We start from the raw sequence: 16,140 nt of genomic DNA, 5'->3' as shown, positions 1-16,140 counted from the left end.
TTGCACCCCGCCCTGTGCGGGGTGTTTCGATCCGGGAGATGTAGCTAGACATGGGTCTCGAGGAGAAACTGCCCAGCGGATTCCTGCTGAGCACGGTGGAAGATTTCGCGGGCTATCTGCGTAAGAGTTCGCTCTGGCCCGCAACATTCGGCCTGGCATGCTGCGCGATCGAAATGATGGCCACCGGCGGTGGACGATTCGATATCGCCCGCTTCGGCATGGAGGCGTTCCGCGCCTCGCCGCGCCAGGCCGACTTGATGATCGTCGCCGGACGGGTGAGCCAGAAGATGGCCCCCGTCCTGCGCCAGGTCTACGACCAGATGACCGAACCCAAATGGGTGCTGGCCATGGGTGTTTGCGCATCCTCGGGCGGCATGTTCAACAACTATGCCGTCGTGCAGGGCGTCGATCACGTCGTGCCGGTGGACATCTACCTGCCCGGCTGCCCGCCGCGGCCGGAGATGCTGTTGAACGCGATCCTGAAGCTGCACGAGAAGATTCAGGAAATGCCGCTCGGCGTCAATCGCGAGGAAGCCGTGCGTGCCGCCGAGGCCGCCGCGCTCGCCAGCCCCACGACCATTCAGATGAAGGGGCTGTTGCGATGAGCTTCGATTCACCGACCGAAAGCCCTCCGGAGGAGGCGACCGTGCAGCCACCCGCCGAGTCCGAGCGGGACGCCGAGTCCACTCCGGACGAGATCGAGACTGCCGCAATAGAATCCGGGCAGCCCCCGGCCGATGAGGTGATCAGCACCCGCCAGGGCATGTTCGGCGTCACCGGCACCGGCGACACCTCCGGTTACGGCCGGCTGGTGCGGACCGTCAGCCTGCCCGGTGGCAGCGCGCCCCCGTACGGCGGCTACTTCGACGATCTGGTGACGGCGCTGAGCCGTGCGCTCGAAGGCGCCGGCATCGCGTTCGCGGATGTCATCGAGAAGATCGTGGTCTTCCGTGACGAACTCACCCTGCACGTGCACCGCGCGCACCTGCCGGTGGTCGCAAAGACGTTGCGCGACAGCGAGGCTCTGCGTTTCGAGCTCTGCCTCGGCGTGAACGGCGCGCACTTCCCGGAGGACACCGGCCGCGAGTTGCACGCGGTCTACCACCTGAACTCCATCACCCACAATCGCCGGGTGCGCCTGGAGGTTTCGGTCCCCGACGCGGATCCGCATCTCCCCTCGCTGTATTCCGTTTATCCGACCACGGATTGGCACGAGCGCGAGACCTACGACTTCTTCGGCATCCTGTTCGACGGCCACCCCTCGCTGACCCGGATTTCGATGCCCGACGACTGGCGCGGTCACCCCCAGCGCAAGGACTACCCGCTCGGCGGGATCCCGGTCGAGTACAAGGGTGCGCGCATCCCGCCGCCCGACGAGCGGAGGGCGTACCACTAATGAACGACACGGACGTATTCGAAAGTCAGCAGGACCAGTCGAATCCGGAGCCCGCACGGCGCCCGGAGCGCACGATCACCGTCGGCGGCAATGACTGGGATGAGATCTCCGCGGCGCTGGACGGCGCCGCCGAAGAACGCATTGTCGTGAATATGGGCCCGCAGCACCCCTCCACACACGGGGTGCTGCGCCTGATTCTCGAGATCGAGGGCGAGACCGTCACCGAGGCCCGCTGCGGCATCGGCTATCTGCACACCGGTATCGAGAAGAATCTGGAATATCGCAGCTGGGTGCAGGGCGTCACCTTCGTCACCCGGATGGACTATCTGTCGCCGTTCTTCAATGAGACGGCGTACTGCCTGGGCGTGGAGAAGCTTCTCGGCATCACCGACGATATTCCCGAGCGCGCCAGCGTCATTCGCGTCATGCTCATGGAGCTCAATCGCATCTCCTCGCATCTGGTCGCGCTCGCGACCGGTGGTATGGAGCTGGGTGCGCTGACGCCGATGCTCTTCGGATTCCGCGAGCGCGAACTCATCCTCGACGTGTTCGAGAACATCACCGGCCTGCGCATGAACCATGCCTACATCCGGCCCGGCGGCGTCTCCCAGGATCTGCCCGAGGACGGCGTCGCCAAGGTGCGTGAGCTCCTGCAGCTGCTGCCGAAGCGCCTGCGGGATATGGAACTTCTCCTCAATGAGAATCCCATCTGGAAGGCCCGCACCCGCAATGTCGGGATTCTGGACCTGACCGGCTGTATGGCGCTGGGCATCACCGGTCCCGTGCTGCGCTCGACGGGACTGCCCCACGATCTGCGCAAGGCGCAGCCGTACTGCGGTTACGAGACCTACGACTTCGATGTCATGGTCGATACCGGTTGCGACTGCTACGGCCGCTACCTCATCCGGGTGAACGAGATGAAGGAGTCGCTCAAGATCGTCGAGCAGTGCCTGGACCGGCTGCGACCGGGCCCGATCATGGTGGCGGACAAGAAGATCGCCTGGCCCGCGGATCTGGAGCTCGGGCCGGACGGTCTCGGCAACTCCCCCAAGCACATCTCCAAGATCATGGGCACCTCCATGGAGTCCCTGATCCACCACTTCAAACTGGTAACCGAGGGCATGCGGGTTCCGCCCGGCCAGGTGTACGTGGCGGTCGAATCCCCGCGCGGTGAGCTGGGCGTGCACATGGTGAGCGACGGCGGCACCCGCCCGTATCGGGTGCACTACCGCGACCCCTCGTTCACGAATCTGCAAGCGGTGGCGGCAATGTGCGAGGGCGGTCTGCTCGCCGATGTCATCGCCTCTGTGGCCAGTATCGATCCGGTGATGGGCGGGGTTGACCGATGACAGAGATTCTGCTGAACCTGACCGTGCGCCCCATTCCGTATCCGCAGGAGGTGCACGACCGCCTGCAATTGGAGGCGAAGGAGATCATCGAGCGCTATCCGCATCCGCGCTCGGCCCTGCTGCCCCTTTTGCATCTGGTGCAATCGGTGGAGAGCTATGTCTCCGGCACCGGCATCGAATTCTGCGCCGAGCAGCTGGGATTGACCGATGCCGAGGTGACCGCGGTGGCCACCTTCTACTCCATGTACCGGCGCAGTCGCACCGGCGATTTCCATGTCGGCGTGTGCACGAACACGCTGTGCGCGGTCATGGGCGGCGATGAGATCATGTCGGACCTGAAGCAGCATCTGGGTATCGGGCACGGCGAGACGACTGCCGACGGCGCGGTCACCCTCGAGCACATCGAGTGCAACGCGGCGTGCGATTTCGCGCCGGTGATCATGGTCAATTGGGAGTTCCTCGACAATCAGACGCCGGAATCGGCACGGGAACTGGTGGATTCGCTGCGCCGCGGTGATCCGGTGACCGGTTCGCGCAGTGGCATTCCGCTCTGCAATTTCCGGGAGACCGCGCGCATTCTCGCGGGCTATCCGGATGCGCGCCCGGGTGCCACGGACGGCGTCGCCGGTCCGGCCACGCTCGCGGGACTGCATGCGGCCGAGCAGGATTCGACCGATGGAGGCGTCAAGTGACGACACTGACCCCGGTCCTGTCCAAGCACTGGGCCGAGCCCGATTCCTGGACGCTGCCCTCCTACCGCCGGCAGGGCGGCTACCGCGCGCTCCCGAAGGCGCTGCGCATGCAGCCCGACGAGGTCATCGCCACCGTCAAGGACTCCGGGCTGCGCGGACGCGGCGGCGCGGGCTTCCCGACCGGTATGAAGTGGGGCTTCATCCCGCAGGGTCCGGGCCCCGACGGCGTGACCAAACCGCACTACCTGGTGGTCAATGCCGATGAGTCGGAACCGGGTACCTGCAAGGACATTCCGCTCATGCTGGCGACCCCGCACACCCTGATCGAGGGTGTGATCATCGCGTCGTACGCCATTCGCGCCTCACACGCCTTCATCTACGTGCGCGGCGAGGTGGTGCCGGTCCTGCGCCGCCTGCAGGCTGCTGTCGAACAGGCTTATGCCGCAGGCTATCTCGGCCAGAATATCCAGGGCTCCGGCTACGACCTGGAGATCGTGGTGCACGCGGGCGCCGGTGCGTACATCTGCGGTGAGGAGACCGCGCTGCTCGATTCCCTCGAGGGCCGTCGCGGTCAGCCGCGCCTGCGTCCCCCGTTCCCGGCCGTCGCGGGTCTGTATGCCTGCCCGACCGTGGTCAACAATGTGGAATCCATTGCCTCCGTACCGGCGATCATCGCCAATGGCGTGGAGTGGTTCCGGTCCTTCGGCACCGAAAAGTCGCCGGGCTTCACGCTGTACTCGCTCTCCGGTCACGTGACGCGACCGGGGCAATATGAAGCGCCCCTCGGAATCACCCTGCGGGAGTTGCTGAAACACGCGGGCGGCGTCCGCGCGGGGCACACCCTGAAGTTCTGGACCCCGGGCGGTTCCTCCACTCCGATCTTCACCGCGGAGCACCTCGACGTCGCGCTCGACTACGAGGGTGTGACCGCCGCCGGATCCATGCTCGGCACCAAGGCCTTGCAGATCTTCGACGACACCACCTGCGTGGTGCGCGCCGTGCTGCGCTGGACCGAGTTCTACGCCCACGAATCCTGCGGTAAGTGCACACCGTGCCGCGAGGGCACGTACTGGCTGGTCCAGCTGCTGGAACGGCTGGAGAAGGGGCAGGGCGACGAAACCGACCTCGACAAGCTGCTGGACATTGCCGACAACGTCAACGGCAAATCCTTCTGCGCGCTCGGTGACGGTGCGGCCAGCCCGATCTTCTCCTCCCTCAAGTACTTCCGCGACGAGTACGTCGAGCATCTGCGCCTCGGTGCGTGCCCGTTCGACCCGGCCCGGTCCACCGTCTGGGCTGAAGGAGCGCGATGACACAGACAGTCAACTCCAATACCAGCGATGTGACGCCCACCGATATGGTCAGCGTAATCATCGACGGCACAACGGTTTCCGTGCCCGTCGGGACCCTGGTGATCCGCGCCGCGGAGCTCGTGGGCATTCAGATCCCGCGCTTCTGCGATCATCCGCTGCTCGACCCGGTCGGCGCCTGCCGCCAGTGCCTGGTTGATGTGGAGGGGCAGCGCAAGCCGGTCGCCTCCTGTACGCAGACGGTCAGCGAAGGCATGGTCATTCGCACCCAGCTGTCCTCCCCCGCCGCCGCCAAGGCGCAGGAGGGGGTGATGGAGCTGCTGCTCATCAATCACCCGCTGGACTGCCCGGTGTGCGATAAGGGCGGCGAATGCCCGCTGCAGAACCAGGCCATGTCCTCCGGTCGCGCCGAATCGCGGTTCGACGGTGAGAAGCGCACCTACCCCAAGCCGATTCCGCTGTCCTCGGCGATTCTGCTGGATCGGGAACGCTGCGTGCTCTGCGCCCGCTGCACCCGCTTCTCGCAGCAGGTGGCCGGTGATCCATTCATCGAGCTGATGGATCGTGGTGCGCTGCAGCAGGTCGGCATTGCCGCCGGGGAGCCGATGGACTCCTACTTCTCCGGCAATACCGTGCAGATCTGCCCGGTGGGCGCGCTCACCGGCAGCACCTACCGATTCCGGGCGCGACCCTTCGATCTGGTGTCCAGTCCGGCCGTGTGCGAACACTGCGCTTCCGGATGTGCGCAGCGCACCGATCACCGCCGCGGCAAGGTCATGCGCCGCCTCGCCGGTGACGATCCGCAGGTCAATGAGGAATGGAACTGCGATAAGGGACGATTCGCATTCCAGTACGCCACCGAGCGGGATCGGCTCACCACCCCGCTGGTGCGCACCTGGGACGGAACGCTGCAGCCCGCCTCGTGGTCGGAGGCCATTACGGCCGCCGCCCGCGGGCTCGCCGCCGCGCACGGCAATGCCGGTGTGCTGGTGGGCGGTCGCGTGACCATGGAGGACGCCTACGCGTACTCCAAGTTCGCGCGAGTCGCCCTCGATACCAATGACATCGACTTCCGCGCCCGCGAGCACTCCGCGGAGGAGGCCGACTTCCTCGCCGCCCGCATTGCCGGGCAGGGCATCACCGTCGACTACGCGGCGCTGGAGCGGGCGCCGATCGTGCTGTTCGCCGGGTTCGAGGCCGAAGAAGAGTCGCCGATGATCTATCTGCGGCTGCGCAAGGCCGCACGCAAGCGCGGCACCGAGATCTACTCGCTCGCGCCGTTCACCACGCGCGGGTTGCAGCGCATGAACGGCACCCTGCTGCCGACCTCGCCCGGTGCGGAGGCATACCTCCTGGAGGCCATCCGCACGGGTGATTCCGCCGCTGTCGCCATCGCTCCCGGCCATCTGCAGCACGTCGCCACAATGCTGCGCGAGCCCGATGCGCTCATCATCGTCGGCGAGCGGCTCGGGGGTATCCCCGGCGGGTTGTCGGCGGCCGCGCGCCTGGCCGATGAGACCGGGGCCGGGCTGGCCTGGATTCCGCGGCGTGCCGGTGAACGCGGTGCGCTCGAGGCGGGTGCGCTGCCGGTGCTACTGCCGGGCGGCCGACCGGTCGCTGATCCTGTTGCACGCCAACAGGTTCGCAATGCCTGGGGTGTCGGAGAGCTGCCGACTGCTCCAGGCCGCGATACCGCCGCCATTCTCGCCGCCGCACCGACGCTGGGCGCACTGCTCATCGGCGGCGTGGAGGTCGGCGATATGCCCGATCCGCATGCCGCGCTCACCGCCATCGATGCCGCGAGTTTTGTGGTGAGCCTGGAACTTCGGGGCAGCGATATCAGCGAGCGCGCCGATGTCGTCTTCCCGGTGGCCTCGGCCATGGAGAAGGCGGGCACCTTCCTCACCTGGGAGGGCCGGCACCGGCAATTCGATGCGGCACTGCGTGATTCGACTGTGCGCCGGGAATCCGCGCCCATGCCGGAACACCGTGTCCTCGATGCCATCGCCCAGGAGATGGGCGTGCGCCTCGGGCTGCCCGATGTGGCAAGCGCCCGAGCCGAATTGGCGGATATGGGGGTGTGGGACGGCCCGGCCGCCGCCACTCCGGCGCTGCCGCCGCAACCGCTCGCACAGGCGGTCTCGGGCACCGCTGTGCTCGCTGCCTGGCGCATGCTCATCGACCGCGGCCGCCTGCAGGACGGCGAACCCAATCTGGCCGGCACCGCCCGCCCGCCGGTGGTGCGGCTCTCGCACGATACCGCCGCCGAAATCGGCGCCACCACAGGCGATCCGGTGACGGTCGGCAACGATCACGGTCATATCACCCTGCCCCTGGTCATCACCGAGATGCCGGACCGGGTCGTATGGCTGCCCATGAATTCCCCGGGGGCCGATGTGCTGGTGCAGCTCGGCACCACGCCAGGCCACCTCGTGCGCATCCGTCGGGAGGACCACCGTGAGTGATCTGAGTATGTTCGGCCACGATCCGTGGTGGCTGGTGCTGATCAAATCCGTCGGCATCTTCGTCTTCCTGCTGCTCATCCCGATGCTGGCGGTGTACGCGGAGCGCAAGATCGTGGCGTTCATGCAGATGCGCGTCGGCCCCAACCGGGTCGGGCCGCGCGGCAGCCTGCAGTCCATTGCCGACGGCGTGAAGATGCTCCTCAAAGAGGACATCATCCCGACCATCGTGGACAAGCCCATTTTCATTCTGGCGCCGATCATTTCGCTGATTCCGGCCGTGATGGCGTTCGCGGTGATTCCGTTCGGGCCCGAGGTCTCCATGTTCGGGCACCGCACGCCGCTGCAGCTGACGGATATGCCGGTGGGTGTGCTCTACGTGCTGGCCATGGCCTCGGTGGGCGTGTACGGAATCGTGCTGGCGGGCTGGTCTTCCGGCTCCACCTACCCGCTGCTGGGCGGGCTGCGCTCCACCGCGCAGGTCATCTCCTACGAGATCGCCATGGCGCTGTGCTTCGCGGCGGTCTTCCTGCTCTCGGGCAGTATGGCCACCTCCGATATCGTGCGCGCGCAGTTCGGCACCTGGTACGTCTTCCTGCTGCTGCCGTCGTTCCTCATCTACGCGGTGTCCATGGTCGGTGAGACCAACCGCGCGCCCTTCGATCTGCCCGAGGCCGAGGGCGAGCTGGTCGGCGGTTTCCACACCGAGTACTCCTCGCTGAAGTTCGCCATGTTCATGATGGCCGAGTACATCAATATGGCAACGGTTTCCGCGCTGGCCACCACGCTGTTCTTCGGCGGCTGGCACGCACCGTTCCCGATCAGCCTGTGGGCGGGCGCCAATCACGGCTGGTGGCCGATGATTTGGTTCGTCGCCAAGGTGTGGACGTTCCTGTTCGTATTCATCTGGTTGCGCGGCACGCTGCCGCGACTGCGCTACGACCAGTTCATGAATCTCGGCTGGAAGATGCTGATTCCGATCTCGCTGGCCTGGGTCATGTTCGTGGCGACGCTGCGCGCGCTGCAGAACAACGGCATTCACGTCCAGACGCCGGGCATGGTCATCGGCGGCCTGGTGGTCGCCGCGGTGATGATCGGCATGGTGCTGCGCGCCGGGCATGCGGGCGACGATCGCTCCAAGGCCGCACCGGATGCCGATGCGACCCGGATGTATTCGGACTTCCCGGTGCCGCCCATGCCGGCCGAGCCGATGGCCTCGACGCCGAAATCCGGTCTGCTGGAACCGCTCGGCGGGTTCTACGTCACCGCCGCCACCATGTTCAAGAAGCCGAACACCGAGATGTACCCGGAGGTCAAGACGCCGACGGCGCCGCGCTATCACGGGCGGCACCAGCTCAATCGGCATCCGGACGGGCTGGAGAAGTGCATCGGCTGCGAGCTGTGCGCCTGGGCCTGCCCGGCCGACGCCATCTATGTGGAGGGCGCGGACAATACCGAGGAGGAGCGCTTCTCACCCGGTGAGCGCTACGGCCAGGTCTATCAGATCAACTACCTGCGCTGCATCGGCTGCGGCCTGTGCATCGAGGCCTGCCCGACCCGGGCGCTGACCATGACCAACGAGTACGAGATGGCCGACGACAATCGCGCCGATCTCATCCTCGAGAAGCGGGATCTGCTCGCGCCCATGCTGGCGGGCATGCAGCCCGCGCCGCACGCCATGTACCCGGGCGCGGACGAGGGCACCTACTACCGCGGTGAAGTCCCCGGTGCGGCAGTCGAACTCGCGGGAGTCGAAGGAGGGGTCAAGCGATGAATACCCTCTACGCCCAACCGGCGCAGCAGGTGATCACCCACACCTCCACCGGCGAGGCCGTGCAGTTCTGGATTCTGGCCGTCATCGCGGTGGTCGGCGCGCTGGGCATGGTGTGCGCACGCAAGGCCGTGCATTCGGCACTGTGCCTGGCGGCCACCATGATCACGCTCTCGGCCTTCTATATCGCCGAGAACGCGCTGTTCCTGGGCATTGTGCAGATCGTCGTCTACACCGGCGCGGTCATGATGCTGTTCCTGTTCGTACTGATGCTGGTCGGCGTGGACTCGCAGGAATCGCTGCGAGAGACGTTGCGGGGCCAGCGAATTGCGGTGATCGTCGTCGGTGTCGGGTTCGGCATGCTGATCATCGCCGCGCTCGCGCGCGGTATGAAGTCCACCAGCGTCGCCGCCATCGGCCCGGGGCTGGGCGGTAAGGACGCCATCGGGGCGCTCGCCGAACTCATCTTCGTGCGCTACGTCTGGGCGTTCGAACTGACCGGCGCACTGCTCATCACCGCCACCATCGGCGCCATGGTGCTCGCGCACCGGGAGAAGTTCGGCCCGCGCACCGATCAGCGCGAACTGTCCAAACAGCGGTTCCGGGACGGCAGGCGGGTCACACCGCTGCCGACGCCCGGCGTGTACGCCCGCCACAATGCCGTCGACGCACCGGCGCGACTGCCGGACGGCTCCTTCGAGGAGCTCTCGGTCAGTTCCATTCTGCGGCATCGCCGCAACCGCGCCCACGAGGAAGCGGTGGTGCGCACGGTCGGCAGTGGCAGCGGGGACGACTCATCAGAGGAAGGCTTGCGGTGAACCCGGACAACTATCTGTATCTCTCCGCCCTGCTCTTCACCATCGGCGCGGCCGGAGTGCTGGTGCGGCGCAATGCGATCGTGGTGTTCATGTGCATCGAGCTCATGCTCAATGCGGTGAACCTGGCCTTCGTCACCTTCGCCCGGCTGCACGCCAATCTGGACGGGCAGGTGTTCGCCTTCTTCACCATGGTGGTCGCGGCCGCCGAGGTCGTGGTCGGCCTGGCCATCATCATGACCATCTTCCGTGCCCGCCGCTCGACCTCGGTCGACGACGCCAGTCTGCTGCGGTACTGATATGACTACCGCACAGATGATGCTGTGGCTGCTGCCGGCGCTGCCCCTCGGCGGCGCCGTATTCCTGCTGATGCTGGGACGAATCAGCGATCGGTGGGGACACTGGGTCGGCACCGCGCTGGCTCTCGGATCCTTCGGTGTGGCGATCTGGGCCTTCTCGGAGATGCTCGATCGCTCCAATGCCACTCGCGCCGTGCACTACAACCTGTTCAGCTGGGTGCCGGTCACCGGGTTCAAGGTCGATGCCGCACTGCAATTGGATCAGCTGTCGATGTGCTTCGCGCTGCTGATCACCGGTGTCGGATCGCTGATCCACATCTATTCGATCGGGTACATGGCACACGATGAGGGACGGCGGCGGTTCTTCGCCTACCTCAATCTGTTCCTGGCGGCCATGCTGGTGCTGGTGCTCGCGGACAACTTCCTGGTGCTGTACCTCGGCTGGGAAGGCGTCGGCCTGGCGTCGTATCTGCTGATCGGGTTCTGGTACCACAAGCCTTCCGCCGCAACGGCTGCCAAGAAGGCGTTCGTGGTCAACCGGGTCGGCGATATGGGTCTGGCTATCGCGCTCATGATCATGTTCGCCACCTTCGGCAGCATCGACTTCCGGACGGTGTTCGGGGCGGCGCATCAGGCGAGCGGCGGAACCCTCACTGCCATCGGGCTTCTGCTGCTGCTCGGTGCATGCGGTAAGTCGGCACAGGTGCCGCTGCAGGCCTGGCTCGGGGACGCGATGGAGGGCCCGACCCCGGTGTCGGCGCTCATCCACGCGGCCACCATGGTCACCGCCGGTGTGTATCTGATCGCGCGCTCGAATCCGATCTTCGATCTGGCGCCGGGTGCGCAGGCCGCGGTCATGGCGGTCGGTGCGATCACACTGCTCTACGGCGCGATCATCGGCTGCGCCAAGGACGACATCAAGAAGGCGCTCGCCGCGTCGACGATGAGTCAGATCGGCTACATGATTCTGGCGGCGGGCCTCGGACCGGTCGGATACGCCGCGGCCATCATGCATTTGCTGACACACGGGTTCTTCAAGGCCGGGCTGTTCCTCGGTGCGGGGTCGGTCATGCACGCCATGGACGACGAAACCGATATGCGGCGGTACGGCGGATTGCGCAAGCTGCTGCCGATCACCTACGTCACCTTCGGGCTCGGCTATCTCGCCATCCTCGGAGTGCCGCCCTTCGCGGGGTTCTGGTCCAAGGACCGGATTATCGAAGCAGCCTTCGCGCACGGCGGATTCGGCGGCATCATCACCGGACTCGCGGCACTGGCCGGCGCGGGCATCACCGCGTTCTACATGACCCGCGTCATGCTTCTCACCTTCTTCGGTGAGAAGCGCTGGAAGGAAGGGGTGCATCCGCACGAATCCCCCGCCTCCATGACCGGTCCGATGATCCTGCTGGCCATCGGTTCCGTCACCTCCGGCGCGCTGCTGGCCTACGGTTCCTCGCTGCAGAATTGGCTGGCGCCGGTGGTCGGCACGCATCACGGTGAGCCGATCATCCCGGTGTGGGCCATCACCTTCTTCGCCCTGGCCGTGGTGGCCGCGGGCGCATGGGTGGCCTACGACCAGTACGCGGCCCATCCGATTCCCGAAATCGCCCCGGAGGGAACTGCTCTCACCCAGGCGGCGCGGCGTGATCTCTACGGCGACGCGTTCAACGAGGGCGCGTTCATGCGGCCCGGTCAGCATCTGACCCGCTCGCTGGTCTTCGTCGACAATCGCGGCATCGACGGCCTGGTCAATACCACCGCCGCCATGATCGGCGGACTGTCGGGCCGAGTCCGGCGGCTGCAGACCGGTTTTGTGCGCTCCTACGCTCTGTCCATGTTCACCGGCGCGGCACTGGTGGCCGCCGCCCTGCTGGCGGTGAGGTTGTTTTGAGTGACTTTCCCTGGCTGACAATGCTGTGGGCGGTGCCCATGGTGGGGGCCGCGCTCGTACTGTTCTTCCCGGCCGCCTGGCGCAGCGGGGCGCGAATCTTCGCGCTGCTGGTATCGCTGGGCACGCTCGGGATCGCCATCTGGCTGGCCACGCAGTTCAAAACCGGTGGGGCGCAGTATCAATTCGTCGAATCGCGGGAGTGGATTCCGGCCTTCGGGGCCGGATACACGCTCGGCATCGACGGCATCGCCCTGGTGCTGATCCTGCTCACCGCGGGACTGGCGCCGCTGCTCATTCTCGCCGGCTGGCAGGACGAGCGGGAGGTCGGCAACGGTCCACGGGTAGCGCACTACTACGTGGCGCTCATGCTCGTGGTGGAAGCCATGGTGCTGATCTCCTTCACCGCCTTGGACATTCTACTGTTCTACGTGTTCTTCGAGGTCATGCTCATTCCGATGTACTTCCTCATCGGAGGGTTCGGGCCGCGCAGCGGGGATCCGGGCATGCGGGCGCAGCGGTCGCGGGCGGCGGTGAAGTTCCTGCTGTACAACCTGTTCGGCGGGCTCATCATGCTGGCGGCGGTCATCGGGCTGTACGTGCTGACCGCGCGGGAGAAGCTCGGGTTGCACGGGGCCGGGACGTTCGATTTCCGGGTCGTGATGCATGCCGCCAACTCCGGGCAGCTGGGTGCGACGCCCGCGGTGCTGAACGCACTGTTCCTCGGATTCATGTTCGCGTTCGCGGTGAAAGCGCCGCTGTGGCCGTTGCACACCTGGTTGCCGGATGCGGCCGTGGCCGCGACTCCGTCCAGTGCGGTGCTCATGATGGCGGTGGTCGACAAGGTCGGGACGTTCGGCATGCTGCGCTACTGCCTGCTGCTGTTCCCCTCCGCCACAGCCACTTACGCGCCGTTCATCAGTGTGCTCGCGGTGATCGGCATCATCTACGGGGCGCTACTGGCCATCGGGCAGACCGATGTCATGCGACTGATCGCCTACACCTCGATCTCGCACTTCGGCTTCATCATCCTCGGGATCTTCGCGCTCACCACGCAGGGCGGCACCGGGGCGACGCTGTACATGGTCAATCACGGCATCTCCACTGCGGCGCTGTTCCTGATCGCCGGATTCCTGGTGTCGCGCAGGGGAAGTCGCCTCATTGCCGCGTACGGCGGGGTGCAGAAGGTCGCGCCGATTCTGGCGGGAACCTTCTTCATCTCCGGTCTGGCGACACTGTCGATGCCGGGACTCGCACCGTTCATCAGCGAATTCCTGGTGCTGATCGGCACATTCACGCGGTACCCGGTGGCGGCGATCTTCGCGGCCAGCGCCCTGGTGCTCGCGGCGCTGTATGTGCTGTGGATGTACCAGCGAATGATGACCGGGCCGGTCAAGGAGGGCAATGAGCGGCTCTACGATCTGCTCCCCCGGGAAATGGTGGTGGTCGTTCCCCTCATCGCGGCGCTGCTGTTCCTCGGCGCGTACCCGAAACCCGTTCTGGACCGCATCGATCCGGCGGTGGCACGCACGCTCGACACCATCGGACAGCATGATCCGGCGCCGGCCGTGAAACCCGAAGCCGCACAGACACCTAGCGGAGGTGCTCACAAGTGAGTGCTACACCCTTGATCCTCGCCACCGCGTCCGTTCCCGCGCCGAGTATCGAATATCGCGATCTCGCCCCGATGCTCATCGTATTCGGCGTCGCGGTCGCGGGTGTACTGGTGGAGGCGTTCGCGCCCAGGCAATCCCGGTACCTGATCCAACTGATCCTCGGACTCGGCGGCATGGGTGTCGCGCTCGGCGCGGTGATCGGGCTGTGCGGCACCAATGAGACCGCGGTGGTCGGGGCGGTCGCCATCGACGGTGTGACGCTGTATTTGCAGGGCACCATCCTGGTCGTCTCGATTCTCGGGCTGCTGTTCATTGCCGAGCGCCGGTCCGATCGCCAGCCGGTGCGCAAGGAGGGGCCGGGCACCTGGAGCCTCACCGCCTCGCGCGGGGTGGACGCTTTCGCTCCGCAGGCGGCGTCCATGCCGGGCAGTTCGGACGAAATCGCCGCTACCCGAGCGGGAGTCGCCACCACCGAGGTCTTCCCGCTCACGCTGTTCGCGGTGGCCGGGCTCATGCTCTTCCCGGCATCCAATGACCTGCTGACCATGTTCGTGGCGCTGGAGGTGCTGTCGCTGCCGCTGTATCTGCTGTGCGGGCTCGCTCGCCGGCAGCGATTGCTGTCGCAGGAAGCGGCATTGAAGTACTTCCTGCTGGGTGCGTTCTCGTCGGCGTTCTTCCTCTACGGAATGGCATTGCTCTACGGCTACGCCGGAACCGTGCGGCTCTCCGGGATCGCTGATGCGGTGGCCCGCGACACCAGCTCCTCGCACACCCTGGCGGTACTGGGCGTCGGCATGCTGGCCGTCGGGCTGCTCTTCAAGATCGGTGCGGTGCCGTTCCAGTCCTGGGTGCCCGATGTGTACCAGGGCGCGCCGACTCCGATCACCGGATTCATGGCTGCCGCAACCAAGATCGCGGCTGTGGGCGCCATGCTGCGGGTGCTCTACGTGGCGGTGCCGGGACTGCGCAACGACTGGCGGCCGGTGCTGGCGGCCATCGCCATTGCCACCATGGTGGTCGGCGCGGTCTTCGCCGTCACGCAGACGGATATGAAGCGCATGCTCGCGTATTCGTCGGTGGCGCACGCCGGCTTCATTCTCACGGCCCTGGTCGCCGCCAATACGGCGGGCGTCTCCTCGGTGCTGTTCTACCTCGCGGTCTACGGACTCGGAACCCTCGGCGCTTTCGCCGTGGTGAGCCTGGTGCGCGATGAGAACGGTGACGAGGCAACGGCTCTCTCGGCCTGGGCGGGAATGGGACGCCGCTCCCCCTGGCTCGCATCCATCTTCTCGCTGTTCCTGCTTTCCTTTGCCGGAATCCCGCTCACCAGCGGCTTCATCGCCAAGTTCGCGGTCTTCGAAGCCGCTTCCTCCGGCGAGGCCGCGACCCTGGTCATCGTCGGTGTCATCAGCAGCGCCATCGCGGCCTTTTTCTACATCCGCGTCATCGTCCTGATGTTCTTCACCGACGCGCCGACCACCTCGGCCACGGTCGTCTCCCCCACCCTCACCACCACGGTGGTCGCCCTGACCGCGGCATCGACCCTGGTCCTCGGCATCTTCCCGCAACCCCTGCTGGACCTCGCCAAGAACGCGGCCACTTTCGCACACTGATCTGCCCGAACGAGCAAAGGCCCGCCACGATGTGGCGGGCCTTTGCTGTCACCGGAAGTGCTCTCACCGGAAGAAGCTGCGGAGCTCGGCGGCGACCAGTTCCGGCTTCTCATCATTGAGTGCCGCCATATGCCCGACACCGGGGAGCGTGACACGGCGAACATCCGGCAGCAGCTTCTCGAGGGTCTGCGAGGCGTCCTGGAGATAGCCGATGCTCGTCTCGCCACCGAGCAGGAGGGTGTCACAGCGCAACCCGCTGAAATCCTTGTCAGCGACCACACTTTCGACCATGCCGACGTCGTAGCGCACCGTGGGAAGCAGATCACGCATAGACGGGTCGTCTTCGGTACCCTTGTTCAGTCGCAACATCAGTGCGATGACGGGTGTCAACATAACTCTGGGGAGTTTCGCGACGCCGCCGATATCCCCGGTCCCCTTGAGCACGGTGACAAATGCCGTAGCCGTCTTGCCATAGTTCATTTCATGCTCGAAACGGTCCAGCCAGCCGAGCGGTGACTTCCCCTCGGCATCAGCAAGCGGTGCGTCGTAAAGGGCCAACTTGGTGATCTGCGGCAGGGCGCGTGCGGCGTGCAGCGCAACCGTCGCACCCGCGCTGAGACCGAAAACGTAGTGCGCCCCGGTCTCCTCCAATAGAGCTGCCAGATCATCGATTTCGGTCCGGATGCCATAGTTCGGACCGAAGGGCCCGCTCATCCCGCGACCCCGGCGATCGGGAACGTAGACCGTGAAGTCCGCGGCGAGGAGATCAGCGAGGGTTTCGAAGTTCTTCGAGGCCATCATCGCACCGTGCACGAGGACGAGTCCCGGACCTGTACCGATTTGCCGGTACCCGATTCGGGTGCCGTCCGGGGCTTGCACCGAGGTGATCGCCGGGGTTCTCGTGACTGTCGCTTTGCTCATGAACAGAG

At 65.9% G+C, this 16,140-nt stretch carries 13 protein-coding genes; 12 read left to right on the top strand and 1 reads right to left on the bottom strand.

Features of this window, described 5'->3' with window-relative positions; all coding sequences use genetic code 11:
- The first annotated feature begins 50 nt into the window (after positions 1–50).
- From OG326_RS24475 to nuoN, 12 genes are read left to right on the top strand one after another with little or no spacing between them, the layout of a single operon-like run.
- Entirely contained in the window at positions 51–605 is a 555-nt protein-coding gene (locus OG326_RS24475) for a NuoB/complex I 20 kDa subunit family protein (protein ID WP_327139455.1), read from the top strand.
- A complete protein-coding gene (locus OG326_RS24470) occupies positions 602–1,396 on the top strand; it encodes an NADH-quinone oxidoreductase subunit C (RefSeq protein ID WP_327139454.1) in 795 nt (264 codons plus the stop codon). The genes OG326_RS24475 and OG326_RS24470 overlap by 4 nt, the downstream gene beginning before the upstream one ends.
- Positions 1,396–2,745 carry an NADH dehydrogenase (quinone) subunit D gene (gene nuoD, locus OG326_RS24465; RefSeq protein WP_327139453.1) on the top strand — a complete coding sequence of 450 codons (1,350 nt, stop codon included), beginning with the start codon at positions 1,396–1,398 and terminating at the stop codon, positions 2,743–2,745. Before OG326_RS24470 ends, nuoD begins: the two co-directional genes overlap by 1 nt.
- Positions 2,742–3,437, top strand: coding sequence for an NADH-quinone oxidoreductase subunit NuoE (gene nuoE / locus OG326_RS24460; RefSeq protein WP_327139452.1), 696 nt, complete (start codon positions 2,742–2,744; stop codon positions 3,435–3,437). Before nuoD ends, nuoE begins: the two co-directional genes overlap by 4 nt.
- On the top strand, positions 3,434–4,750 hold the full coding sequence (gene nuoF, locus OG326_RS24455; protein WP_327139451.1) for an NADH-quinone oxidoreductase subunit NuoF: 1,317 nt from the start codon (positions 3,434–3,436) through the stop codon (positions 4,748–4,750). Before nuoE ends, nuoF begins: the two co-directional genes overlap by 4 nt.
- The gene (locus OG326_RS24450; protein ID WP_327139450.1) at positions 4,747–7,212 is read left to right on the top strand and encodes an NADH-quinone oxidoreductase subunit G; all 2,466 of its coding nucleotides are present in this window, start codon (positions 4,747–4,749) and stop codon (positions 7,210–7,212) included. The genes nuoF and OG326_RS24450 overlap by 4 nt, the downstream gene beginning before the upstream one ends.
- Positions 7,205–8,983: an NADH-quinone oxidoreductase subunit NuoH gene (gene nuoH / locus OG326_RS24445; RefSeq protein ID WP_442790822.1), complete on the top strand. Its 1,779-nt coding sequence runs from the start codon at positions 7,205–7,207 to the stop codon at positions 8,981–8,983. The genes OG326_RS24450 and nuoH overlap by 8 nt, the downstream gene beginning before the upstream one ends.
- Positions 8,980–9,798: an NADH-quinone oxidoreductase subunit J gene (locus OG326_RS24435; protein WP_327139449.1), complete on the top strand. Its 819-nt coding sequence runs from the start codon at positions 8,980–8,982 to the stop codon at positions 9,796–9,798. Before nuoH ends, OG326_RS24435 begins: the two co-directional genes overlap by 4 nt.
- On the top strand, positions 9,795–10,094 hold the full coding sequence (gene nuoK / locus OG326_RS24430; protein WP_297617092.1) for an NADH-quinone oxidoreductase subunit NuoK: 300 nt from the start codon (positions 9,795–9,797) through the stop codon (positions 10,092–10,094). Before OG326_RS24435 ends, nuoK begins: the two co-directional genes overlap by 4 nt.
- 19 nt (positions 10,095–10,113) lie before the next feature.
- Positions 10,114–11,985, top strand: a complete 1,872-nt coding sequence (gene nuoL, locus OG326_RS24425; protein ID WP_327146566.1) for an NADH-quinone oxidoreductase subunit L — start codon at positions 10,114–10,116, stop codon at positions 11,983–11,985.
- Positions 11,982–13,598 (top strand): NADH-quinone oxidoreductase subunit M, encoded by a 1,617-nt coding sequence (locus tag OG326_RS24420; protein ID WP_327139448.1) that lies wholly within the window; start codon positions 11,982–11,984, stop codon positions 13,596–13,598. The genes nuoL and OG326_RS24420 overlap by 4 nt, the downstream gene beginning before the upstream one ends.
- Positions 13,595–15,211: an NADH-quinone oxidoreductase subunit NuoN gene (nuoN, locus tag OG326_RS24415; protein ID WP_327139447.1), complete on the top strand. Its 1,617-nt coding sequence runs from the start codon at positions 13,595–13,597 to the stop codon at positions 15,209–15,211. Before OG326_RS24420 ends, nuoN begins: the two co-directional genes overlap by 4 nt.
- Before the next feature lie 63 nt (positions 15,212–15,274).
- Here the strand turns inward: nuoN and OG326_RS24410 are convergent, their stop codons facing one another.
- On the bottom strand, positions 15,275–16,132 hold the full coding sequence (locus tag OG326_RS24410; protein ID WP_327139446.1) for an alpha/beta fold hydrolase: 858 nt from the start codon (positions 16,130–16,132) through the stop codon (positions 15,275–15,277).
- Positions 16,133–16,140: the final 8 nt, after the last annotated feature.

Source organism: Nocardia sp. NBC_01327 (assembly GCF_035958815.1).
Lineage (GTDB): Bacteria > Actinomycetota > Actinomycetes > Mycobacteriales > Mycobacteriaceae > Nocardia.
Note: the sequence above shows the minus strand (reverse complement) of the source record. Positions and strands in the feature narration are given on the sequence as shown.

Coding starts and splice junctions, on each gene's coding strand:
- OG326_RS24475 (WP_327139455.1), top strand. CDS start 51: ATGGGTCTCGAGGAGAAACTGCCCAGCGGATTCCTGCTGAGCACGGTG.
- OG326_RS24470 (WP_327139454.1), top strand. CDS start 602: ATGAGCTTCGATTCACCGACCGAAAGCCCTCCGGAGGAGGCGACCGTG.
- nuoD (WP_327139453.1), top strand. CDS start 1,396: ATGAACGACACGGACGTATTCGAAAGTCAGCAGGACCAGTCGAATCCG.
- nuoE (WP_327139452.1), top strand. CDS start 2,742: ATGACAGAGATTCTGCTGAACCTGACCGTGCGCCCCATTCCGTATCCG.
- OG326_RS24450 (WP_327139450.1), top strand. CDS start 4,747: ATGACACAGACAGTCAACTCCAATACCAGCGATGTGACGCCCACCGAT.
- OG326_RS24435 (WP_327139449.1), top strand. CDS start 8,980: ATGAATACCCTCTACGCCCAACCGGCGCAGCAGGTGATCACCCACACC.
- nuoL (WP_327146566.1), top strand. CDS start 10,114: ATGCTGTGGCTGCTGCCGGCGCTGCCCCTCGGCGGCGCCGTATTCCTG.
- OG326_RS24410 (WP_327139446.1), bottom strand. CDS start 16,132: ATGAGCAAAGCGACAGTCACGAGAACCCCGGCGATCACCTCGGTGCAA.